The organism is Streptosporangium sp. NPDC048047 (assembly GCF_040653115.1).
Classification (GTDB): Bacteria; Actinomycetota; Actinomycetes; order Streptosporangiales; family Streptosporangiaceae; genus Streptosporangium.
Genome location: NZ_JBEZNH010000005.1, coordinates 59364 through 81375, shown reverse-complemented (window position 1 = coordinate 81375; position 22012 = coordinate 59364). Strand labels below are relative to the sequence as shown.

24 protein-coding genes and 1 pseudogene are annotated in these 22012 nt (G+C 71.1%); 4 read left to right on the top strand and 21 right to left on the bottom strand.

Going from position 1 to position 22012, the window contains the following annotated elements; genetic code table 11:
- The first annotated feature begins 58 nt into the window (after positions 1 to 58).
- A complete protein-coding gene (locus tag AB0D67_RS06120; RefSeq protein ID WP_362930471.1) occupies positions 59 to 649 on the top strand; it encodes a cob(I)yrinic acid a,c-diamide adenosyltransferase in 591 nt (196 codons plus the stop codon).
- Positions 650 to 783: 134 nt separating this feature from the next.
- On the opposite strand, the gene AB0D67_RS06115 is transcribed toward AB0D67_RS06120, so the two are convergent.
- From AB0D67_RS06115 to AB0D67_RS06105, 3 genes are read right to left on the bottom strand one after another with little or no spacing between them, the layout of a single operon-like run.
- Positions 784 to 1272 carry a hypothetical protein gene (locus tag AB0D67_RS06115; protein ID WP_362930469.1) on the bottom strand — a complete coding sequence of 163 codons (489 nt, stop codon included), beginning with the start codon at positions 1270 to 1272 and terminating at the stop codon, positions 784 to 786.
- A gap of 3 nt (positions 1273 to 1275) precedes the next feature.
- A complete protein-coding gene (locus tag AB0D67_RS06110; RefSeq protein ID WP_362930467.1) occupies positions 1276 to 1617 on the bottom strand; it encodes a hypothetical protein in 342 nt (113 codons plus the stop codon).
- Positions 1614 to 2042, bottom strand: coding sequence for a YbaB/EbfC family nucleoid-associated protein (locus AB0D67_RS06105; RefSeq protein WP_362930465.1), 429 nt, complete (start codon positions 2040 to 2042; stop codon positions 1614 to 1616). Before AB0D67_RS06105 ends, AB0D67_RS06110 begins: the two co-directional genes overlap by 4 nt.
- 145 nt (positions 2043 to 2187) lie before the next feature.
- Here AB0D67_RS06105 and AB0D67_RS06100 point away from each other — a divergent pair, with 145 nt between their 5' ends.
- The 3 genes from AB0D67_RS06100 to AB0D67_RS06090 all read left to right on the top strand — a co-directional run bounded on the left by AB0D67_RS06100 (position 2188) and on the right by AB0D67_RS06090 (position 6835).
- Positions 2188 to 6108, top strand: coding sequence for a DUF6531 domain-containing protein (locus AB0D67_RS06100; protein WP_362930463.1), 3921 nt, complete (start codon positions 2188 to 2190; stop codon positions 6106 to 6108).
- A 76-nt stretch (positions 6109 to 6184) separates the two neighbouring features.
- Positions 6185 to 6421, top strand: coding sequence for a hypothetical protein (locus AB0D67_RS06095; RefSeq protein ID WP_362930461.1), 237 nt, complete (start codon positions 6185 to 6187; stop codon positions 6419 to 6421).
- Between the two features lie 3 nt (positions 6422 to 6424).
- Positions 6425 to 6835: a type II toxin-antitoxin system VapC family toxin gene (locus AB0D67_RS06090; protein WP_362930459.1), complete on the top strand. Its 411-nt coding sequence runs from the start codon at positions 6425 to 6427 to the stop codon at positions 6833 to 6835.
- Positions 6836 to 6951: 116 nt separating this feature from the next.
- Here the strand turns inward: AB0D67_RS06090 and AB0D67_RS06085 are convergent, their stop codons facing one another.
- The 18 genes and pseudogenes from AB0D67_RS06085 to AB0D67_RS06000 all read right to left on the bottom strand — a co-directional run.
- Positions 6952 to 7659 (bottom strand): hypothetical protein, encoded by a 708-nt coding sequence (locus tag AB0D67_RS06085; protein WP_362930457.1) that lies wholly within the window; start codon positions 7657 to 7659, stop codon positions 6952 to 6954.
- Positions 7656 to 8522, bottom strand: coding sequence for an ABC transporter ATP-binding protein (locus AB0D67_RS06080; RefSeq protein WP_362930455.1), 867 nt, complete (start codon positions 8520 to 8522; stop codon positions 7656 to 7658). Before AB0D67_RS06080 ends, AB0D67_RS06085 begins: the two co-directional genes overlap by 4 nt.
- Positions 8519 to 8878 (bottom strand): GntR family transcriptional regulator, encoded by a 360-nt coding sequence (locus tag AB0D67_RS06075; RefSeq protein ID WP_362930453.1) that lies wholly within the window; start codon positions 8876 to 8878, stop codon positions 8519 to 8521. The genes AB0D67_RS06080 and AB0D67_RS06075 overlap by 4 nt, the downstream gene beginning before the upstream one ends.
- Before the next feature lie 279 nt (positions 8879 to 9157).
- Positions 9158 to 9571 carry a DUF2550 domain-containing protein gene (locus AB0D67_RS06070; RefSeq protein WP_362930451.1) on the bottom strand — a complete coding sequence of 138 codons (414 nt, stop codon included), beginning with the start codon at positions 9569 to 9571 and terminating at the stop codon, positions 9158 to 9160.
- A 37-nt stretch (positions 9572 to 9608) separates the two neighbouring features.
- A complete protein-coding gene (locus tag AB0D67_RS06065; protein ID WP_362930449.1) occupies positions 9609 to 10013 on the bottom strand; it encodes a F0F1 ATP synthase subunit epsilon in 405 nt (134 codons plus the stop codon).
- A 66-nt stretch (positions 10014 to 10079) separates the two neighbouring features.
- A complete protein-coding gene (gene atpD / locus AB0D67_RS06060) occupies positions 10080 to 11507 on the bottom strand; it encodes a F0F1 ATP synthase subunit beta (RefSeq protein ID WP_362930446.1) in 1428 nt (475 codons plus the stop codon).
- A 1-nt stretch (position 11508) separates the two neighbouring features.
- Complete coding sequence (locus AB0D67_RS06055) at positions 11509 to 12408, bottom strand: F0F1 ATP synthase subunit gamma (RefSeq protein ID WP_362930444.1); 900 nt, start codon at positions 12406 to 12408, stop codon at positions 11509 to 11511.
- Between the two features lie 3 nt (positions 12409 to 12411).
- Positions 12412 to 14061 carry a F0F1 ATP synthase subunit alpha gene (gene atpA / locus AB0D67_RS06050; protein ID WP_362930442.1) on the bottom strand — a complete coding sequence of 550 codons (1650 nt, stop codon included), beginning with the start codon at positions 14059 to 14061 and terminating at the stop codon, positions 12412 to 12414.
- A gap of 23 nt (positions 14062 to 14084) precedes the next feature.
- Positions 14085 to 14894, bottom strand: coding sequence for a F0F1 ATP synthase subunit delta (locus AB0D67_RS06045; protein WP_362930440.1), 810 nt, complete (start codon positions 14892 to 14894; stop codon positions 14085 to 14087).
- A complete protein-coding gene (locus AB0D67_RS06040) occupies positions 14894 to 15442 on the bottom strand; it encodes a F0F1 ATP synthase subunit B (RefSeq protein WP_362930438.1) in 549 nt (182 codons plus the stop codon). The genes AB0D67_RS06045 and AB0D67_RS06040 overlap by 1 nt, the downstream gene beginning before the upstream one ends.
- A 32-nt stretch (positions 15443 to 15474) precedes the next feature.
- A complete protein-coding gene (gene atpE, locus AB0D67_RS06035) occupies positions 15475 to 15711 on the bottom strand; it encodes an ATP synthase F0 subunit C (protein WP_362930436.1) in 237 nt (78 codons plus the stop codon).
- A gap of 61 nt (positions 15712 to 15772) precedes the next feature.
- On the bottom strand, positions 15773 to 16564 hold the full coding sequence (gene atpB, locus AB0D67_RS06030; protein WP_362930434.1) for a F0F1 ATP synthase subunit A: 792 nt from the start codon (positions 16562 to 16564) through the stop codon (positions 15773 to 15775).
- A 64-nt stretch (positions 16565 to 16628) separates the two neighbouring features.
- Positions 16629 to 16844, bottom strand: a complete 216-nt coding sequence (locus AB0D67_RS06025; RefSeq protein WP_362930432.1) for an AtpZ/AtpI family protein — start codon at positions 16842 to 16844, stop codon at positions 16629 to 16631.
- A gap of 75 nt (positions 16845 to 16919) precedes the next feature.
- On the bottom strand, positions 16920 to 17345 hold the full coding sequence (locus AB0D67_RS06020) for a hypothetical protein (protein WP_362930430.1): 426 nt from the start codon (positions 17343 to 17345) through the stop codon (positions 16920 to 16922).
- A 153-nt stretch (positions 17346 to 17498) separates the two neighbouring features.
- Entirely contained in the window at positions 17499 to 18833 is a 1335-nt protein-coding gene (locus tag AB0D67_RS06015) for an MraY family glycosyltransferase (protein ID WP_362930429.1), read from the bottom strand.
- Between the two features lie 57 nt (positions 18834 to 18890).
- Positions 18891 to 20159 (bottom strand): serine hydroxymethyltransferase, encoded by a 1269-nt coding sequence (glyA, locus tag AB0D67_RS06010; RefSeq protein ID WP_362930427.1) that lies wholly within the window; start codon positions 20157 to 20159, stop codon positions 18891 to 18893.
- Between the two features lie 238 nt (positions 20160 to 20397).
- Positions 20398 to 20778 (bottom strand): hypothetical protein, encoded by a 381-nt coding sequence (locus AB0D67_RS06005; RefSeq protein WP_362930425.1) that lies wholly within the window; start codon positions 20776 to 20778, stop codon positions 20398 to 20400.
- 40 nt (positions 20779 to 20818) lie between these two features.
- Positions 20819 to 22012 (bottom strand): annotated as a pseudogene (locus tag AB0D67_RS06000) (hypothetical protein); the annotation flags it as partial.

Below are 22012 nucleotides of genomic sequence, written 5' to 3'. Positions count from 1 at the left end.
GCATATTGTCCGCTATGAAGAGGATCGTAAGGGTTCTACGGTCGCTACGCTGAACCCCATGACGCGAGCTGACAGGGACAAGCCGGTGGTGCTCTCCAAGATCTACACCCGGACCGGCGACGACGGCACGACCGCGCTCGGGGACATGAGCCGCACCCACAAGACCGACCCCCGGCTGGCCGCCTACGCCGACGTCGAGGAGGCCAACGCGGCGATCGGCGTGGCCCTGGCGACCGGCGCCCTCGACGAGGACGTCGCGGCGGTCCTCGGCCGGATCCAGAACGAGCTGTTCGACGTCGGCGCCGACCTGTGCACCCCGATCACCGAGAACCCCGAGTTCCCGCCGCTGCGCGTCGAGCCCTCCTACGTCGAGTGGCTGGAGGAGCGCTGCGACGAGTTCAACGAGCGTCTCAAGCCGCTGCGCAGCTTCATCCTGCCCGGCGGCGCCCCCGCCGTCGCACAGCTCCATGTGGCCCGCACGATCGTACGGCGGGCCGAGCGGACCGTCTGGGCGGCCCTGTCCGCCCACGACGACGTCAACCCGTTGACCGCCACGTACCTCAACCGGCTGAGCGACCTGATGTTCATCCTGTGCCGGGTCGCCGCCCACGGCGACGAGATCCTCTGGAGGCCCGGCGGCACCCGCTGACGCCCCGGCGGCGCGGGCCGGGAACCCGCCGGCCTTCCCTGCGGCGGCACGGACCGGGACCGGCGGGCACGGCTCGGCACGGCGGGTGATGGTACGGCGGGCGGAGGCCGGGCGCCGGGTCCCGTCCGCGGCCGTCAGACGAGCAGCGCGGTCAGGCGCGAGATGATCATGTCGATGAGCCGGCCGGTGACCTGTTTGACGACCGGGACCTGGGCGAGCGACGCCCCCATGGTGGGCCCCGCCGCCGCGAACAGCGCCGAGAGCCCCGCCGCGAGCAGGGCGAGCTGGACGATCACGTGGCTCTTCACCGCGAGCACGATCGCGGCGCTGATGTAGCAGCCCGCGCCGACCGCCAGCGAGCCCGTGCCCGCGTCCCGCACCGTCGCCTGCGGCGCGTCTCCGGCGAGCATGGCGGCCGTGAACGCCTCCACGCCCTCTCCCGCGTTACCGTCCCGCATGCGGTGGAGCGCGCCCGCGAGCAGGTGCTCGACGTCGTCCAGCCCCGACTCGAAGTCCCGCCACAGGTCACCCACCTGCGCGAGGATCACCTCGTCCGACTGGGTCCACTGGAAGCCGAGATCCACGAGCATGGCCGCCAGGGCCGGGGGAAGCTGGAGTCCCATCCGTCACCCCGCGGTTTCGATCGACGCGATGTGCCTCACCACGGCGTGTTCGCCCTGCCGTACCGGCTCGTCCATCCGGGAGACGTGGGCGCCGTAGACGCCGCACAGCTCCGTCACCGACCTCACCGACTCCTCCGCCCGGTCCATGACGGAGGTGAAGGACGCCCTGATCAGCTGGCTGATCATGTCGTCGCCCCCGCACATGCCCGCCGTGTTCACCGACGCCCGCAGGGCGTCCCACCGGCCGGTCAGCCGTTCGCCGGCCTCCCGGAGGTCCTCCGCCACGGCCCGCAGGCCGGGAGAGCTGACGATCAGCACCGGCCGCGCCGGCCCGTGCCCGCTCACCGCTCCGTCCGGCTCTCGATACGGCCGACGATCTCACCGATGGACTGGGCGAACGACTCCATCTGCCGCACCGAGTCGCTCTGCAGTTCCCGCAGCCGCGCGAGCAGCGCCTCGTGGTCCACCTCGCCGCCCGCCCGCGCGACCCGGTCCCGCAGGTCATCCAGCGCCGCGTTCACCGCGAGCACGATCTGCGCGCACAGCTCCTCTCTGCTCAGCCGCATCACCCTCGGATCGGCGCGCAGGGACGCGAGGCGGCCGCCGGCCTCGACCACGGCCCGGATCTGGCCGTCCGCGGCCTCCCCCTCTCCGCGCGTCCCGGCCTCCTCCGCGGCGGCGCCGGATCCGTGGCCCGCGGCCACCAGGTCCCGCACCCCCTCGTACAGGCGGTCGAGCCCTTCCGCCCCGAGATCAAACGTTTCCGGCACCGGTACTCCCCGATCCGGCCGTCCCGGCCGCCGCGATCCGGCGTCGTCCGGCCGGGCTTCTCGTTCGCCCATTGTTCACAGGAGAGTCATAGCGCCGATAATGCCCATTCGTAAACCTGTGCATCGTGGTGACGAGGAGGCCGCCGTGGCGGGTGGGAGAATTCCCGGACGCGTCGCCGGAAAGGCCGCGGCCGGCCTTTTCGGCCGTCTCGCGGGCGACCTGTTCCGCGGGGCCCGCGCCGCGGGCGGGCGGGCGCCGGGGCTGCTGCGGCGCGGAGCCGGGCCCGGGGCCGGGGCCGGCCGCGGCGGAGTCGCCGACCCGCGGGGCCGGGCCGTACCGGACCGGCTGAAGGTCACCTGCGGCGACCCGGTGGACGTGGCGACGGGAGAGGTGCTGCTGACCCAGGTGGACGTGGACCTGCCGGGCGCGCTGCCGCTGGTGCTGACCCGCACCCACGCCTCCTCCTACCGCGCGGGCCGCTGGTTCGGGGAGTCGTGGAGCTCGACGCTGGACCAGCGGGTGGAGGCCGACGCGTCGGGCGCCTGCTTCGCCGCGGCCGACGGCATGATCCTCGCCTATCCGGCACCGATGCCGGAGGCCCCGGTGCTGCCCGTCGAGGGACCGCCCTGGCCGCTGACGGTGAGCGCCGACGGCGGGACGTACACGGTCACCGTGCCGGAGAACGGCCACGTCTTCCGGTTCACCAGGACGGCGGGCACGCCGCCGGAGGTCTTCCCGCTGGCGGAGATCTCCGACCGCAACGGGCACCGCGTCGAGGTCGACTACGACGACGCCGGAGCACCGGCGACGGTGCGGCACTCCGGGGGCTACCGGATCGCGGTGGAGACCTCCGGGGAACGGATCATCGCGCTGCGCCTCCTGCCCCGGACCGGGGAGACCGGCGGACCGGACGGGGACGGCCGACCGGACGGGGACGGCCGACCGGACGGGCAGGGCGGTGCGAACGGGCAGGGCGGTGTGAACGGGCAGGGCGGTGCGAACGGCCCCGGCGGGCGGTCCGAGGCGAACGGGTCCGGGCCCGGCGGCGGCCACGGGGACGGCGGAGCCGGAGAGGGCGGCGTGGAGCTGCGGCGGTACCGCTACGACCACGCCGGCCGGCTCGCCGGGGTCACCGACTCCTCCGGGGCCGCCGTACGCTTCGAGCACGACCCCGACGGCCGGCTCACCCGCTGGCGCGACAGCAACGGCAGCGACTACCGCTACGCCTACGACGACGCCGGGCGCTGCGTGCGCGGCCGGGGCACCGGGGGCTTCCTGAACGCGGACTTCGTCTACGCGGACCGGCTGACCGCCTTCACCGATTCCCTCGGGCACACCACCCGCTTCCACCTGAACGACGCCGGGCAGGTGGTCGCCGAGGTGGACCCGCTCGGGCGGGTCACCCGCTCGGAGTGGGACCGCCGCGACCGCCTCCTGTCCCGCACCGACCCGCTCGGCGGGACCACCCGCTACTCCTACGACCGGGACGGCAACCTGGCCCTCGTCACCCGCCCGGACGGCACCCGGGTCACCGCCGTCCACGACGGGCCGGGGCCGCCCGTCGAGATCACCGGCGCCGACGGGGCCGTCTGGCGGCAGCGGTTCGACCCCCGGGGGAACCGCACGGCGGTCACCGACCCCACGGGTGCCACCACGACCTTCGAGATCGACGGACGCGGCCTCGTGACGGCCCTCGTCGATCCGCTGGGCGGCACATGGCGTACCGCGTACGACGCCGCCGGGCTGCCCGTCACGGCCGTCGACCCAGAGGGCCGGACGACCCGCTACGGGCGCGACGCGTTCGGCCGGGTCGTCTCGATCACCGACCCCGCGGGAGGCGTCACCCGGCTGACCTGGACCCCCGAGGGCCGGCTGACCTCAAGGACGCTCCCCGGCGGCGCGACCGAGCGGTGGACCTACGACGGCGAGGGCAACCCGGTCGAGTACGTCGACGCCGCCGGGCACGCCGTACGGTCGGAGTTCGCCGCCTTCGACATGGAGTCGGCCCGGACCGGGCCGGACGGGGCCCGCGTCGAGTTCGGCCACGACACCGAGCGGCGACTGGTCTCGGTGACCGACCCTCGGGGCCTGGTCTGGCGGTACGAGCGCGACGCGGCCGGCCGCCTGGTACGGGAGACCGACTTCGCCGGGCACATGCGCTCCTACTCCTACGACGAGGCCGGACGGCTCGCCGAGCGGGCCGACGGGGCGGGACGGGCGACGCGCTACGTCCGCGACCCCCTCGGCAACGTCGTGGAACGGCGGTCCGGCGACCTGGTCTCCAGGTTCGCCTACGACGCCGCCGGGCGCATGGTGCGGGCGGTCAACGCCGACGCCGACCTGCGGTTCGAGCGGGACCCGCTCGGCCGGGTCGTCGCCGAGTGGCGTGACGGCCTCGTCGTCACCTCGGCGTACGACGCCGCGGGCCGCCGCGTACGGCGCGGCACCCCCTCCGGCGCCGAGAGCCTGTGGGACCACGACGCGTCGGGCCAGGCGGCGCGGCTGCGCACCGGCGGGCGGACGGTGTCGTTCGGCCGCGACGCGGCGGGCCGCGAGGTCCTGCGCCACGTCGACTCGGTGATGACGCTCGCCCGGACCTGGGACGCGGCGGGCCGGCTCACCTCCCAGACCCTCCGGACGGCGCCGGACGGTCCGCTCCTGCGGCACAGCGCCTTCGCCTACCGGGCGGACGGCCTCCTCGCCGGGGTCGACGACTCCGTCACGGGCCCGCGGCGCCACGACCTGGACGCGGCCGGGCGGATCACCGCCGTACACGGTGACGGCTGGAGCGAGCGGTACTCCTACGACCCGTCGGGGAACGTCGTGGACGCGGCGTGGCCCGAGCGGCGCCCGCCCGGCTCCGGCACCGGGGCGACGGGTGTCCGCGAGTACGAGGGCCCGCTCGTCCGCCGCGCCGGGGACGTCCACTACGAGTACGACGACCGGGGACGTCTGGTGCTGCGCCGGCACCGGCACCCGTCCGGCGCGACGCGCACCTGGCGCTACACCTGGGACCCCGAGGACCGCCTCGTCGGCGTCCTCACCCCCGACCGGATCCGGTGGCGGTACCTGTACGACGCCCTGGGCCGCCGGGTCTCCAAGCTGCGGCTCGGACCGGACGGCCGGTCGGTCGCGGAACGGGTGGACTTCGCCTGGGACGGCTTCCTGCTGGCCGAGGAGATCCGCGGCACGGGGTGGAACGGCGCGGAGACGGGGCCGACCGGCCTGGAGGCCACGGTGTGGGAGTACGAACCCGGCACCTTCCGTCCCGTCACGCAGGTCCGCCGCGCCCGAACCGGCGACGCCGTACAGGGACGGTTCGAGGCGCGTTTCCCGGCCGGCGACGCCGTACAGGGGTGGTCCGACGAGCGTTTCCGGGCCGTCGTCACCGATCCGGCCGGCGCGCCGGCGGAGCTGGCCGGCCCCGGCGGGACCGTCGTCTGGCGGGCGCGGCCGACCCTGTGGGGCGGACATCCGGACGAGCCGGCCGGCTCCGCCGAGTGCCCGCTGCGCTTCCCCGGGCAGTACGCCGACCCGGAGAGCGGCCTGCACCACAACCACCACCGCCACTACGACCCCGAGACCGCGCGGTACGCGAGCGCCGACCCGCTGGGGTTGCTGTCCCACCCCAACCCCTACGCCTACGTCCACAACCCGATCGGCCTGATCGACCCGCTCGGCCTGATGGGCTGCACGCCGGACGTGCCGGAGAACGAGAAACTGCTGTACGGGCCCTTCCACCGGATCATGACCCCCAATCAGGAGCCGGACTTCCTGCAGAGGGTCCTCGACTCAGGCGAGCTGTGGGGCCGGTCGCCGCGCTACAGCTCCTTTCCCCAGGTCCAGGCGTACGCCGGACCGCTGCCGGCCTCCGAGCGGCACAAGCGGGGAAGCTTCACCTTCTACACCGAGGTCCGTCCGGACCGGGGGTCGAGGCTGGACAGGCCGACGTGGGGCGGGGAGGGCCACGACGCCGCCAGGGGGACCACCGGAAACCGCCCCGGTGTCTACGTGGACGACGAATGGGCCAAGATCAAGATCCATGTGACGGACTACGTCCCCTGACACGGATCACCGAGGCGGTCTCGTTGGCACCACGCTTTCACACGCGCGCATGCGTAACGCATGTTAGCCTAACCGTATGGCGGAGACACTGCAGATCAGGAACGTCCCGGAGGAACTGCACGCGGTCATATCCGAGCGGGCGCGCGCCCAAGGGCTGACCATTTCGCAGTACCTCCTGCGGCGTATCGCCCAGATCGAGGGCAAGCCCGAGATCGGAGAGGTGCTGGCCGCCCACTGGGAGCGGACCAAGGGGCACAGGCACGCCCGGCCCGGGGCGGTCGCGGCGATCCTCGCCGAAGATCGGGAGCGCTGAGACGTGCTGGTGGTCGATGCCTCCGCGCTGATCGAGGCGCTGACCATGGATCCGCTGGAGATCCCGGACCTCGTGGAGCGACTGGGCGGAGTGGAGTGGATGAGCGCTCCATATCTGATCGACTACGAGGTGCACAACGTGCTTCGCAAGATGACTCTCAGGGGAGACATCGACGAGGAATTCGCCACCGAGTCCAGGAGGGCGTATCGAAGCCTGCGCCTGTCCCGGCACGCCATGACCGAGGAGATGTCCGACCGGGTGTGGGAGCTGCGTCACAACGTTTCCTCCTATGACGCCTCCTACGTCGCGCTCGCCGAAAAACTGGGAGTGCCGCTGGTCACCAGCGAGCGTCGGTTGGCGGAAGGCGTGAAGGGCATCACCTCGATCGAGGTCGAGAGTTACGCGCAGACCTGAGCGCTCGACACCGAGGTGGTCGAAACCTTGACGCCACCGACAGCGAGTCCGGGCAAGGTGGGGCGGATCCAGACCGGGTTCGCGGCGTCGTGCGGAACCCGGTCCCGGCCCGTCGCTCAGGCCGGCCTGTTGCGCAGCGGCACGTCGCGGATGACCAGCCAGGTCAGGGCCAGGCCGATCAGGAACGCGGCGAGCCCGAGGCCGGCGGTGACCGCCGGGGACTGCGGGACGTCCACGCCCAGGGCGAGGCGGCTGACGAACGGCAGCCGCAGCTCCGTGCCGATCGCGCTCTCCGCCAGCACGACCAGGCCGACGCCGACCGGCAGGGTGAGCAGGCCGCCTCCCTCCCAGCGGTAGAAGCCGGCCCCGATGAAGGATCCGGCGGCCAGCCAGGCGGCGAGCTCGATCAGGTACTCGGCGAAAACGAGCGGCACGTGGGTCGGCTCGGCGAACAGGTGGACCCGGTCCAGCGTCTGCGGCAGGCCGGCCAGGCCGTACGCCCCCGCCTCCAGCAGGTAGCCGACCGCGACCAGGACGGCCAGGAACGGCGCGAACAGGGTGGCGGTGACGGCCGCCTGCGCGCCGAACTCGCGGCGGGTCACCCCGTGCGCGACGTACATCGGGAGGAACTCCCGCACCAGGGCCACGCCGGCGAACAGCGCGTACCACCGGGCGAGCTGCACGCCCTTCTCCCAGGCGCTCCCGCTCAGCGTGCCGAAGACCGCGACGCCCGCCGCGACCAGCGCGACGCCCGCCAGGAGCACCCCCCACAGCAGCAGCGCGAAGAACACGTTGGCGGCCAGGAGACGGCTGGGGAACCTCATCGGGGGCCTCCGGTCAGGTGGACGAACAGCTCCTGCATGGCGACCGGCCCGAGTTCGAGTCCGGCCTCGACGGCCTCGCGGCGCCGCGTGTCGTCGAGGTCGCCGTAGACCATCGCCGACCTGGTCGGGCCGAGGTCCTTGACGCCCAGTACGGTCAGCCCCGCGGTGAAGGCGTCCACCCGGGCGGCGGGGCCGGTCACCGAGGCCCCCCTCGACAGCAGCGTCCCGGCGTCCTCCTGCACGACGAGCCGGCCGCGGTCGATGACCAGCACCTCCTCGAACAGCGGGGCGGCCTCCTCGATGAGGTGGCTGGCCAGGAGGAACGTGCGCGGGTGCGCCATGTAGTCGGCGAGCAGCGCGTCGTGGAACGCCTGCCGGGACGGCACGTCCATGCCGAGGTGGGCCTCGTCGAACATGGTCAGCGGGGCCCGGCTCGCCAGGCCGACCACCACCCCCAGCGCCGAGCGCTGCCCCTTGGACATCGCCTTGACGTTCGCCTTGGACGGGATCCCGAACGTCTCCAGCAGCGAGCGGGCGTAGCCGGCGTCCCAGTTCGGGCGGAGCCCCTCGGCGAAGTAGAGGGCGTCCTCGGCGGTGCCGATGGTGATCGCCTCCCCCTCTTCGCGGACCAGGGCGATCCCGCGGGTGAGGCCGGCGTTCTCGAACACCGGTCGCCCATCCACCAGCGCCTCGCCGCTCGTCTGGCGGCGGAAGCCCGCCAGGACCGACGTCAGGCTCGACTTGCCCGAGCCGTTGCGGCCGAGCAGTCCGTAGATCTTCCCGCTCTCCAGAGTGAACGTCAGCCCGTCGAGCGCCGTGGTCTCGCCGTAACGCAGCACCAGATCCCGGACGTCGACCCTCATCTTCCCTCCAGCTTCTCGATGCGGCCGACGACCTCGCCGAGCGGGATGCCGATGGCCCTGGCCTCGGCCACCATCGGGTCCACCACGTCGGTGAAGAACCTCTCCCTGCGCCCGGCCCTGAGCCTCTCCGGGGCGTCCGGACTCACGAACATGCCGATCCCTCGTTTCTTGTACAGCACGCCCTCGTCCACCAGCTGCTGGAAGGCCTTGGCGGCCGTCGCCGGGTTGATCCGGTAGAAGGCGGCGTACTGGTTGGTGGACATGACCTGCTCGTCGCCGCGCAACGTCCCGCTCAGCACATCGGTCTTGATGCGCTCGGCGATCTGCCGGTAGATCGGGCTCCGGTCGTCGAACATGGCACCCGCTTCTATGGTTCATTACTCTACTAATGAACCATAGAAGGTGCGCGGAAACCGGTCAATCCTCCGGCGAGCACCCGGCCGGGGACGACGACCGGACGCGGGGCGCGAGCCGTACCGGGCACGAGGGCCGGACCCGGGGCGCGAGCCGTACCGGACACGGGGCCGGATCAGGGATAGATCAGGGAAAAGAGGGCTGGAAAAGCGACAGGCCCCCGTCCCCGGCGGACCGGGAACGGGGGCCTGCCGGCGATAGGGAAGGCGGCGGAGGAGGAGTCAGGCGACGTCGAGATAGGCGCTGGGCGGTGCGGACTCCAGCCAGGCGACGAACCCGGTCAGCGCGCGGTAACCCATGGCGATCTCGAAGGTGTCCGGGCCGTTGCGGCACTCCAGCGCCGTGACCCCCTCGATGAACCCGAAGAACTCACCGGACCCCACCTTGCGGCGCCCGGAAACGACAAGGCCGCGCCTCACGATGACGTGGCGCGGCCTTGGCAGCAGACCTATGAGCGGAATCCAGTTGAGCTGGTCCTTGGCGTAGCGGGCCACCCCCACCCGCCAGCTCCGCTTCCCCGGAACCGGGCGCAGGCAACACAGCACCGATCCCCGGGAGCGTGTCAGGACCAGCCCGCGGAGGGCGACGAGGACGACGACCGCCGTCACCACGATGAGCACGTTCAGCGCCGTCATTCCCGCTCCCAAAGGCCGTACCGCTCAGAAGCAGAATTTAACCGACTTCCTCGCCGGCCGCGCGCAGCCTGGCCCTGGCGCGCTTGGCGGCGGCGGCGTCGTCGACGTCACTCTCGTTGGCGTCGATCGAGGCCTGGGCCCGCTGGAGCGCGTCCCGGGCCCGGTCGACGTCGACCTCGGAGCCGAGCTCGGACGTCTCGGCCAGGATCGACACCTCGTCGCCGGCCACCGAGATGAACCCGCCGTGGACCGCGGCGACCAGGTCCGTGTCGTCACCGCGCTTGATCCTCAGCACGCCGCCCTCGACGAGGACACCGATCACCGGGGCGTGCTTCGGCATGATGCCGATCTCACCCTCGATGGTCTTGGCAATCACCATGTCGGCCTCTCCGGACCAGAGTTCCCGCTCCGGAGAGACGACGCCTACTCGCAGCTTCGCCACTTTCTTTCCAGTTCCTTTCGAACCAGGCGCCGGCACGGCCCGGGGCCGTGCCGACGCCCAAGGCGACTAGCGGGCGAGTTCCTTGGCCTTGGCGATGGCCTGCTCGATGCCACCGACCATGAAGAACGCCTGCTCGGGGAGGTGGTCGTACTCACCGGCGCACAGGCCCTTGAACGAGGCGATCGTCTCGTCCAGCGGCACGAACTCACCCGGCTGGCCGGTGAACGCCTCGGCGGCGTACATCGGGTGGGAGAGGAAGCGCTCGATACGACGGGCCCGCTGGACGGTGACCTTGTCCTCTTCGGACAGCTCGTCGATACCGAGGATCGCGATGATGTCCTGCAGTTCCTTGTACTTCTGCAGGATCCGCTTGGTCTCCTGGGCCACGCGGTAGTGCTCCTCGCCGATGATCAGCGGGTCGAGGATCCGCGAGCTGGAGTCGAGCGGGTCCACCGCGGGGTAGATGCCCTTCTCCGAGATCGGCCGGGACAGCACGGTCTGCGCGTCCAGGTGTGCGAACGCGTTGTGCGGGGCCGGGTCGGTGATGTCGTCCGCGGGGACGTAGATCGCCTGCATGGAGGTGATCGAGTGACCGCGGGTCGAGGTGATGCGCTCCTGGAGGACACCCATCTCGTCGGCCAGCGTCGGCTGGTAACCCACCGCGGACGGCATGCGGCCGAGGAGGGTGGAGACCTCCGAACCGGCCTGGGTGAACCGGAAGATGTTGTCGATGAACAGAAGCACGTCCTGCTTCTGCACGTCACGGAAGTACTCCGCCATGGTGAGGGCGGACAGGGCGACGCGCAGACGGGTGCCCGGGGGCTCGTCCATCTGGCCGAAGACGAGGGCGGTGTCCTTGAGGACGTCAGCCTCCTCCATCTCCAGCCAGAGGTCGTTGCCCTCACGGGTGCGCTCGCCGACGCCCGCGAACACCGAGGTGCCCGAGAACTTCAGCGCGACCCGGCGGATCATCTCCTGGATCAGAACGGTCTTGCCGACACCGGCGCCGCCGAACAGACCGATCTTGCCACCCTTCACGTACGGGGTGAGCAGGTCGATGACCTTGATGCCGGTGGGCAGCATCTCGGTGCGCGACTCCAGGGAGTCGAACGAGGGCGACGGGCGGTGGATGCCCCAGCGCTCGTTCACCTCCAGGGACGCGACATCGACGTCCAGCGGCTGACCGAGGGCGTTCCACACGTGGCCCTTGACGACGTCGCCGACCGGCACCGAGATCGGTGCGCCGGTGTCGGTGACGGCGGCGCCGCGGGTGAGGCCGTCGGTGGGCTGCATGGAGATGCCGCGGACCAGGTTGTCACCCAGGTGCTGGGCGACCTCCAGGGTCAGGGTCTTGGTCTCGTCGCCGAGGACGACGTCGACGGTGAGCGCGTTGTAGATGTCGGGCATCGCCTCGACGGGGAACTCCACGTCGACGACGGGACCGGTGACCCGCGCGACGCGGCCCACGCCGGTCTCAACAGTCTGTGCAGTCATTTCACTCTTTCCCCGCTGCGGCGTCAGCCAGCGCGTTCGCGCCACCGACGATCTCGCTGATTTCCTGGGTGATCTCGGCCTGGCGAGCCTGGTTCATCTGCTGGGTGAAGACCCGGATGAGCTCGTTGGCGTTGTCGGTCGCCGACTTCATGGCCCGGCGACGAGCCGCGTGCTCCGAGGCCGCCGACTGCAGGAGCGCGCTGAAGATGCGCGACTCCACGTAGCGCGGCAGCAGCGAGTCCAGTACCGCGCCGGCGCTGGGCTCGAACTCGAAGTACGGCAACGGCGTGTCCGGCGCCTCGGTGGTCTCCTCGACCTCCAGGGGCAGGATGCGGTTGACCGCGACCTCCTGGGTGAGCATGGACACGAACCCGGTGGAGATGATGTGGATCTCGTCCACCCCGTCCTGGGCGGAGAACGCCTGGATCAACGCGTCGGCGATCTCCTTGGCGTGGGAGTAGGAGGGGTTGTCGGAGAAGCCCGACCACTGCCCGCCCATCTCACGGCCGCGGAAGGAGTGCCAGGTGATGCCCTTGCGCCCCACCACGAAGGGAGTGATCGCGACGCCCCTGCCCTCCAGGTGACCGCGAAGGGCCTCGGCCTCACGCAGGACGTTCGCATTGAAGCCTCCGGCGAACCCGCGGTCGCTGGTCAGGATGAGCACGGCGGCCTTCGCCGGCCGCTCCTTGGCCACGGTCAGCGGGTGGTCGACGCTGGAGGTGTTGCTGACGACGCCCGTGACGGCGCGAGTGATCTCACGCTCGTACGGCATGGCCGCCTGCATCCTCTGCTGCGCCTTCACGATGCGCGACGAAGCGATGAGCTCCTGGGCGCGCGTGATCTTCGCGGTGGACTTGACCGACTTGATCCGCCGCCTCAGCAGTCTTAGCTGGGCACCCATCGGCTACTTCTTCTCAGCCGTGCGGACGTGCTTGGTGATCTTCTCCTGGCCGACCTCGTCGGCGCCGAGGGCGGCCACCGGCTCGTCACGGACCAGCAGCTCGCCCGCGGAGGTCTCGAAGTTCTTCTTGAACTCGGTGATGGCGTCCTTGAGGGACGTCACCGTGTCGTCGGACAGCTCCTTGGTCTCGCGGATGCTGTCGAAGACGCCCTTGTTGTTGCGCTGGAGGTGGTCGATGAACTCGGCCTCGAAGCGGCGGATGTCCTCGACCGGTACCTCGTCGAGCTCACCGGTGGTGCCGGCCCAGATGGAGACGACCTCCTGCTCGACCGGGAAGGGGCTGTACTGCGGCTGCTTGAGCAGCTCGACCAGACGCTGGCCGCGCTCCAGCTGAGCCTTGGACGCCGCGTCCAGGTCGGAGGCGAAGGAGGCGAAGGCCTCCAGGTCGCGGTACTGCGACAGCGACAGGCGCAGCGTGCCGGCGACCTTCCGCATCGCCTTGGTCTGCGCGGAGCCGCCGACTCGGGAGACCGACACACCGACGTTGATGGCGGGACGGACACCGGCGTTGAACAGGTCGGTCTCGAGGAAGATCTGTCCGTCGGTGATGGAGATGACGTTGGTCGGGATGAACGCCGAGACGTCGTTGCCCTTGGTCTCGATGATCGGCAGACCGGTCATCGAGCCGCCGCCCATGTCATTGGAGAGCTTGGCGCAGCGCTCCAGCAGACGCGAGTGGAGGTAGAAGACGTCGCCGGGGTAGGCCTCACGGCCCGGCGGGCGGCGCAGCAGCAGGGAGACGGCGCGGTAGGCGTCGGCCTGCTTGGTCAGGTCGTCGAAGACGATGAGGACGTGCTTGCCCTGGTACATCCAGTGCTGACCGATGGCCGAACCGGTGTAGGGCGCGAGGTACTTGTAACCGGCCGCGTCGGACGCCGGGGCGGCGACGATGGTGGTGTACTCCATCGCGCCCGCCTCCTCGAGGCGACCCTTGACCTGGGCGATCGTGGAGCCCTTCTGGCCGACGGCGACGTAGACGCAGCGGACCTGCTTGGCCGGGTCGCCGGAGAGCCAGTTCTCCTTCTGGTTGAGGATGGTGTCCACGGCGATGGCGGTCTTGCCGGTGCCGCGGTCACCGATGATCAGCTGACGCTGACCACGGCCGATCGCGGTCATGGCGTCGATCGCCTTGATGCCGGTGGCCAGCGGCTCCTTCACCGGCTGGCGCTGCACGACGGAGGGCGCCTGAAGCTCCAGGGCGCGCATGCCCTCGGCCTCGACGGCTCCCTTGCCGTCCATGGGGTTGCCCAGGGGGTCGACCACGCGGCCGAGGAAGTTGTCGCCGACCGGCACGGACAGGACCTGGCCCGTCCGGCGGACCGTCTGGCCCTCCTCGATGCCGCTGAAGTCACCCAGGACGACGACACCGATCTCACGGGTGTCGAGGTTCAGGGCCAGGCCGCGCGTGCCGTTCTCGAACTCCAGCAGTTCGTTCGCCATCGCCGAGGGAAGGCCGGAGACGTGGGCGATGCCGTCGCCGGCGTCGACGACGGTCCCGATCTCCTCGCGCGCGGCACCTTCCGGCTCGTATGCCTGGACGAAGCGCTCAAGGGCGTCCCGGATCTCGTCCGGCCGGATCGTAAGCTCCGCCATCTCTCTTCAGTCTCCCTATTCGCCTAGCCGGCCAACCGGCGGCGGACTTCTTCGATTCGTCCCGCGACGGTGGTGTCGATGAGGTCGTCCCCGATCTGTACCGAGAACCCTCCCAGCACCCGCGGATCCACCTCGACGTTCAGCTGAACGTCGTGACCGTACGTAGTGCGCAGCCACCTGGCGAGACGCTGCTTCTGCTCCTCGGAGAGCACGACGGCGCTGCGCACCACCGCGACGAGGCGCTGCCTCTGGGCGGCGACCAGGCTGCCGAACTCCTCCAGCCCCCCGTCCAGGCTACGTCCTCGGGGGTGTGCGACGACCTGCCCGACCAGGCGGAGGGTGCTGGGTGAGACCTTGGCCCCGATCAGCCCCTGGAGCAGCTCCCGCTTGCCCTCCACGGGGACGTTGGGATTGGCCAGCGCCTGGTGCAGGTCGCGGTTGGAGGCGACGACGCGGCCGAACCGGAACAGCTCGTCCTCGACGTCGTCGAGCCTGCCCTGCGCCTCGGCCTCGGCGGCCGCCGCGATCACGCCGAGCCGCTCCAGCGCGTCGGCCAGGTCGCCGGGCCGCGTCCACCTGGCGGACGCGGCCGCCGCGATGGTCTCCAGCGCGGCGGCGCCGACCTTGCCCTGCAGCAGGACCCGTACGGCCTGCCCCTTCTGGGCCGCGTCGCGGGAGGGGTCAGACAGGTAGCGGCGGAGCCCGTGCTCACGGTCGAGCAGGTCGGCGACCGCGAAGAGCTCGTCGGCCAGCGAGCCGAGGTCCGCGCTTCCCGCCACGGCGTTGAAGCGCTCCTCGACCTCGGCCAGCGAGGCCCTGCTCAAGCCCCTCATCACCTGACCGCCGCGTTGCTGGACTCCAGCTCCTCGAGGAACCGGTCGACGGTGCGGCGGCGACGCGCCTCATCCTCGAGGGACTCGCCGACGATGCGGGTGGCGAGCTCGACCGACAGACGGCCGATCTCGTTGCGGAGCTGCGCGAACGCCTGCTGGCGGTCGGCCTCGATCTGGGCGTGCGCGGCCTCGACGAGGCGGCGGGCCTCGGCCTGCGCCTCCTCACGGAGCTCGGCCTTGATCTGCGCACCCTGCTCGCGGGCCTCCTCGCGCAGGCGGGAAGCCTCGTGGCGCGCCTCCGCGAGCTGGTCCTTGTACTGCTGGAGCAGTGCCTGGGCCTCGGCCTGGGCGTCCTGCGCCTTCTGGATCCCGCCTTCGATGGCCTCGGTCCGCTCGGCCAGGGTCTTCTGGATGCGCGGGGTGAGGATCTTGCCGACGACGAGAACGACGACGAAGAACGCGAAGGCACCGACGACCAGCTCGTAGGTGTGCGGGATGAGGGGGTTGCCCCCCTCCGCCGCCGCCAGAAGTGAAGCTGCCTTAATCATTGGTGCAGCCTTCCGTCAGTGGTCTCTGCGTCTTACAGATTGAACATGAACGGCGCGACGAGGCCGATCAGGGCCAGCGCCTCGGTCAGAACGAAGCCGAGCAACATGTTCTGGCGGATGAGGCCGTACGCCTCGGGCTGGCGGGCGATGGCCTGCACACCCTGGCCGAAGATGATGCCGACGCCGATGCCCGGGCCGATCGCGGCGAGGCCGTAACCGATCGAACCGAGGGAGTTGAGGGAGCCGGTGACCTCAGCGAGGACGCTCATTCTGTATTCCTTTACTGGTCGGCCGGTGAGGCTTCACCGGTCTGGGCATTCGGAAGATGGTCTAGTGCTCGGCGTGGAGCGAGTTGCCGATGTACATCGCGGCGAGCATCGAGAAGAGGAACGCCTGCAGGAACTGGATGAACATTTCGAACCCGGTCATGGCGATCGTCATGATGACGCCGACCACACCGAGGGGGGCGCCCAGCGGCGTGAGCTTCTCGAAGAGGAACCAGAAGCCGACCAGGCTGAAGAACGCGAGGATGATGTGGCCCGCGAACATGTTGGCGAACAGTCGCACCGCGTGCGTGAAGGGCGCGATGACCATGTTCGACAGGAGCTCGAGCGGGGCCATCAGCACGTAAATCGCCTTGGGCAGGCCCGGAGGGAACATCATGTTCTTGAAGTAGCCGATGGCGCCCTGGTGCTTGACGCCCAGGTAGATCTTGAGGATGTAGATCGACAGGGCCAGCACGATCGGGAAGGCGATGTGCGAGGCGACCGGGAACTGCAGGACGGGGACGACCCCCATCACGTTCCAGATCCACACCAGGAAGAAGATGCTGAGCAGCAGGCCCATCCACCGGTCGGCGTCCTTGCCGAGGAACGGCCGGGCGACCTGGTCGCGGACGAACATGTAGCCCATCTCGGCGACGTTCTGCACGCCCCGGGGCACCAGCTTCGGGTTGGCGAAGGCCGACCAGCAGAAGACCACGACGATGAGCGTGCTCAGCAGTGCCAGCAGCACCGGCTTGGTGAACCAGGCGACGCCGGAGATGATCGGGGGGGAGTTGAAGAGCTCAAGGCCCGGAGGGGCGAACTCGTCCCCGGAAGCGAGGAGCGTCAGCGTGCTCACGCGGCGTTCCCTTCAGCGTGGTAGTGGATCGAAATGGCTTCGTCGGCGAGGCGACCGCCGCCGGCTAGCGACCGTACTTCCGGTAGACCAGGTAGACGGCGAGCGCGACTCCGAGGATCAGCCCGATCGGCGTGAAGGCGACCACGCCGGTCCACTTGGACAGCAACCACCCCGCGCCGCCGTACAGGATCATCCCGGCGAGAAGATAGCTGGGAATCGACCAGGCGGCGTCGGCGAAGTCTCGGCCGTCGTCCTCGGGCCGGATTTTCTTCTCGCTCATCGCGGGCACGACGATAGCAGGCATGGTGAGGGCTAGTCATATCGGGCCCCATCACGCCCGGGAGGATCCTACGCCTCATCGCGGGCCGCCCTGCCCGGGGGGACCGGCGGCCGGATCGACGTAGAGGATCCGGAGTTTCATGAAACCGCGTATCTCGCCGGCCGTCCAGGCCACGATGCTCACGAGGGCGCCCCAGCCGAACGCCTTCGGCTCGAAGAGCGTGGCCTCACGGAACATCCGGAACAGCGCCATGACGACGATGATCCGCACCAGGTAGCCCACCACCGCGGCCGTCATCATCGCCATCGGCGAGATCCGGCTGGCGTAGGAGACGGCCAGGATGCCGAGCGCGAAGAACGCGCTGACGACCACGACGCCGATCGCCGCGCCGAGCGCTCCCCCGCCCCCCGCCAGCAGAGCGGCGACGACGACCACGACCAGACCCACCAGCAACGTGGGGATCGCGGCCCCCTTCAGGAGGCGCAGGTCGTTGGTCTGCATCGACACTCCAGATGACTGTTATCAAGCGAGCGATTGGTACCTTACAGGGCGCGTCCAACTCGGCGGCTGCTAGTGAAAGCTATCACAAGCTCATGGAAGAGCGCCTTTACCTGCCGTTTCAAGTAAACGATCAAGGCGTGAACGCGAGGACGATCAGCGTCCCGTCTCAGGACCCGGAACACCCGGACCGGGGGCGGTGACCGTGATGTCGGGCAGCACCGCCAGCGTGGCCGTGTCGTCCCCCGCGGCGCCTGAGGACCGGGGACCGGGCATCTCCGGCGGCAGCCCCGGCGCCTCCCCCGGGAGCGGGCGGGCCCGGCCGCCGTCCGGGCCGCCCGGACCGGCGTCCGGCCGGTCGTGGTGCCCGGCGGCGGGCGCCGCCCCGCCGCCGCCCCGGCGCGCCCGCCAGCGCGGCAGCGCCATCATCACCAGCACGCCGACGGCCAGCAGCACCACCAGCGGGAACAGCAGGAGCGGCACGCCCCACGCGGCCATGGCCACGACGGCGAAGGCGAACAGGAAGGTCCAGGCGTACATCAGCAGCACGCTGCGCCGGTGGGAGTGGCCGATGTCCAGCAGCCGGTGGTGCAGGTGCCCCCGGTCGGGCGCGAACGGCGACAGCCCGTTGGACGTGCGCCGGATGACCGCCATGATCAGGTCGAGCAGCGGCAGCACCAGGATGGCGACCGGCACCACCAGCGGCAGGACCACCGGGAAGCTGTTGACCTCGAAGGTCTCGGAGTCGAGCGGGGTGATCGTGATCATCGTGGAGGCGAGGACCAGGCCGATCAGCATCGCCCCGGTGTCACCCATGAAGATCTTGGCCGGATGGAAGTTGTGCGGCAGGAAGCCCAGGCACACCCCGATGAGCACCGCGGCGATCGCCGCCGTCACGTTGATGCTGGTGTTGCCGTAGTCCTTCGACAGGACGACCGAGTAGCTCCACGTGGCCATCGCGGCGATGCCGACGATCCCGGCCGCCAGCCCGTCGAGGCCGTCGACGAAGTTCACCGCGTTGATCATGACCACCACGACCATGATGGTGATCACCGGACTCAGCGTGGAGTCGAGGATGACCTGGCCGCCCAGCGAGTCGGGCAGCGGCAGCCAGGGCAGGCTGACGTCGAACACCACCAGCACTCCGGCGGCGCCGATCTGCCCGGCCAGCTTGATGAAGGCGTCCATCCCCCACCAGTCGTCCAGGAAGCCGGTCAGGGTGATGAGACCGCCCGCCGCGATCAGCGCGATGACGGTCTTGCCCTCGGCCAGCTTGCCCCCGGCGTACGGGAGATAGGCGGCGACCAGCAGGCCGGCGACGAGCCCGCCGTACATCGCCAGGCCGCCGAGCCGGGGCGTCGGGGTGGTGTGCACGTCCCGGTCACGGACCTCCGGCATCGCTCCGATGCGGATGGCGAACACGCGCACCAGAGGCACCAGCAGGTATGTCACCGCGGCCGCCACCAGCGCCATGAACAGATACTCGCGCACGGACCTAGTTTCGCGGATGCCACGACCAGCTGTGACCGGAAAGGGGTACGGAACACCTCAGAGTTCGCTGGGATATGCGGGGTATTCGCGTACGAGCCCCGCCACCCGCTCCCTGATCTCTCCTGATGCGTCCGGATTCCGGACGGCCTGCGCCACCATCGAGGCGACCTCCTTCATCGCCTCGGCGCCCATGCCCTGCGTCGTGACGCAGGGGGTGCCGACCCGGAGACCGGACGTCACCGTGGGCGGCTCGGGGTCGTAGGGGATCGCGTTGCGGTTCAGCGTGATGCCCGCGGCGGTGCACCGCGTCTCGGCGACGGCGCCGGACATCCCGGCGTCGCGTAGGTCGATCAGGGCCAGGTGGCTGTCGGTGCCCCCGGAGACGGGACGCATGCCCTCCGCGGCCAGGCCGTCGGCCAGGGCCCTGGCGTTGGCCACCACCTGCCGGGCGTAGCCGGCGAACTCCGGCCGGAGCGCCTCCCCGAACGCCACCGCCTTGGCCGCCACCGCGTGCATGAGCGGACCGCCCTGGACGAACGGGAAGACCGCCCGGTCGACCCTGGCCGCCAGCTCCTCCGTGCACATGATCCCGCCGCCCCTCGGCCCGCGCAGCGCCTTGTGCGTGGTGAAGGTGACCACGTCGGCGTACGGCACCGCCGACGGCAGGGCGCCCCCGGCCATCAGCCCGATGGTGTGCGCGACGTCGGCGAGCAACCACGCGCCCACCTCGTCGGCGATCCCGCGGAAGGCGGCGAAGTCGACCGCGCGGGGATAGGCCGTGGCCCCACAGATGATCATCTTGGGCCGGTGCCGCAGCGCCAGCTCCCGCACCTCGTCGTAGTCGATCAGCTCGGTGTCCCGGCGCACGCCGTACGCGACGACGTCGAACCACCGGCCGGAGAAGTTGACCCTGGAGCCGTGGGTGAGGTGACCGCCGTGCGACAGCGCCATGGCCAGGACGGTGTCACCGGGCTGGAGCAGCGCGGCGTAGGCGGCGAGGTTGGCCGAGGCCCCCGAATGGGGCTGCACGTTGACGTGGTCGGCGCCGAAGAGCCGCCTGGCCCGGTCGATCGCGAGCCGCTCGGCCCGGTCGACGACCTCGCACCCGGCGTAGTAACGCCTGCCGGGATACCCCTCGGCGTACTTGTTGGTGAGCGTCGAGCCGAGGGCGGCGAGCACCGCGGGCGAGGTGAAGTTCTCGCTGGCGATGAGCTGGAGCCCCCCGCGAAGCCGTTCGAGCTCGTCCAGCAGGACGCTCGCGACCTCCGGGTCCTGCCTCCGCAGGAGGCCGAAGTCGGGACCGTAGTACGGATCTGCGTCGTCCATGGCTCACATCCCCGGGACGGTGACTCACCCCACTCTAAGTCCAACCGCCTCTCCGTTCCCAGGTCAGGCGCGGATCTGTCGCCGAGCCGGGCCCGCGCCCGGCCGCCGGACCGGACCAGGACCCGACGCCGGGAAGGGCCTGGATCCGCCGTCGAGCCGGGCCGGACGCCCTCCCCTGCCAGGTCCGGCGGCCGTCCCGGCCGGGGCCGGCAGCCGTTTCGGCCCGGGGGGGTGTCCGTCAGGAGAACGCGTGCGGCGCCCCGACGTCGGCGGGCACCCACCTCGGCGTGTCGGCCGCCTGGTCGCTGATCGAGGTGAGGATCGCCTGCCGGTAGAGGCCGAGGCGGTTGCGCCACTCGGTCATGTCCTCCACGTAGCGCTCGGCGACGGGCGCGTCCCAGACGTCCCCGCTCCTGGCCATCCGGTACGCCTTGTCCAGGCTGGTGGTCAGCGTGTCGAGCAGGGGGAGGACCTCCCGCCACAGCGTGACCAGTTTCTGGTAGTCGGGGTTGAACTCCCAGGCCGTCGCCGTGCCCGGGGTCGGCAGGCCGGGGCTCGGGGAGACCGGAGGGGTCTCTCCCTGACGCATGGGCTGCGGCGCCGGCGGGTCCACGTACATCACACGCTCCTCACAGTCGCCTCGCGGTCACCGTCCACCGTCACCGTCCGCCCTGCCGCTCGTCACCGGGCGGAGGGATCGACCGCAGCGGGTCTCCCGGGTCCAGGTCGCCCGCCGGGCCGTCCGGCCCGACGTCCATGGGCCGCCAGGCCCCCTCGCCCCACACCTCGCCGCCGGGGACCCGCACACTCGGCATGTCCATCGGCTCGACGTCCCGCGCGTCGTCGACCAGCCCCGCCAGGACGTCCGGGTCCGGCGGGACCACCCGCGCCGAGACCACGTCACCGCCCGCGCCGCCTGCGTCACCGCCCAGGCCGCCGCCCGCCGCCGCTCCCGCGACCGGCGGCGCCTGCCGCGGTACGGCGTCGCCGGCCGTGCCGGTGCTCCGGGCATCCGGGGCGTCGAAGGGGTGCCGCACCACGTGATGGGCGGAGGAGTGATGGTCGGCGGAGCCGTCCGGGCGGAGGGCGCCGTGCTGCGAGGAGGCCGGCTCCCCGCCCGTGCCCGGCGGCTGGATCTCCTGGTCGGGGACGGGCTCGACGGTGTCCGGGATGGGGAAGGCGGGCTTGACGTCCCGCACCGGCCCGTGCGGCTCCACCTGCCCCGGCCGGTCGAGCGGGACCCCCACGGTCCCGGAGTCGCCGGAGGGGGCCGGCGTCCCGGTGGCCGGGGCGTCCGCGGTCCCGTGCGTCGTGGGGACTCCCTGGGAGGCGGGGTGGGAGACGTCCTGGGCCGTCGGGACCCCCTGCGAGGCGGTGGGGGCGTCGGGAGGGCCGTACTGGGTCGTGGGACCCCTCTGGGAGGCGTCCTGGTCGGTGGGCACGCCCTGCGCGGTGTCCTGGGTGGGCACGCCGCGGTGAGTGTCCTGGGCCGGGGGGACGCCCTGGGAGGCGTCCTGAGTCGGGGGCGCTCCCGCGGGATCCGGAGTGCCGTCCACGGTGGGCATGTCGGCCGGCGGGACGCCTCCCGCGTTGTTCAGCAGATCGGTCACCTCGGCGGCGGTGGGCTGGTTGAGCGGGATCTGCAGCACCTTCACGCCGTCCACCGTCACGACCTTCGGCCTCGGGTCGGTCTGGTCGATGTCGTCGGGGTGGTCCTTGCGCGGGGTGTCCAGGATGTCGGCGCCGGACGTCCCCTGCCCGGTCTCCGTCTGCCCGGTCCCGGTCTGTCCGGTCCCCGTCTGATCGGTTCCGGTCTGGTCGGCGGTCCGCTGACCGGTCCCGGTCTGATCGGT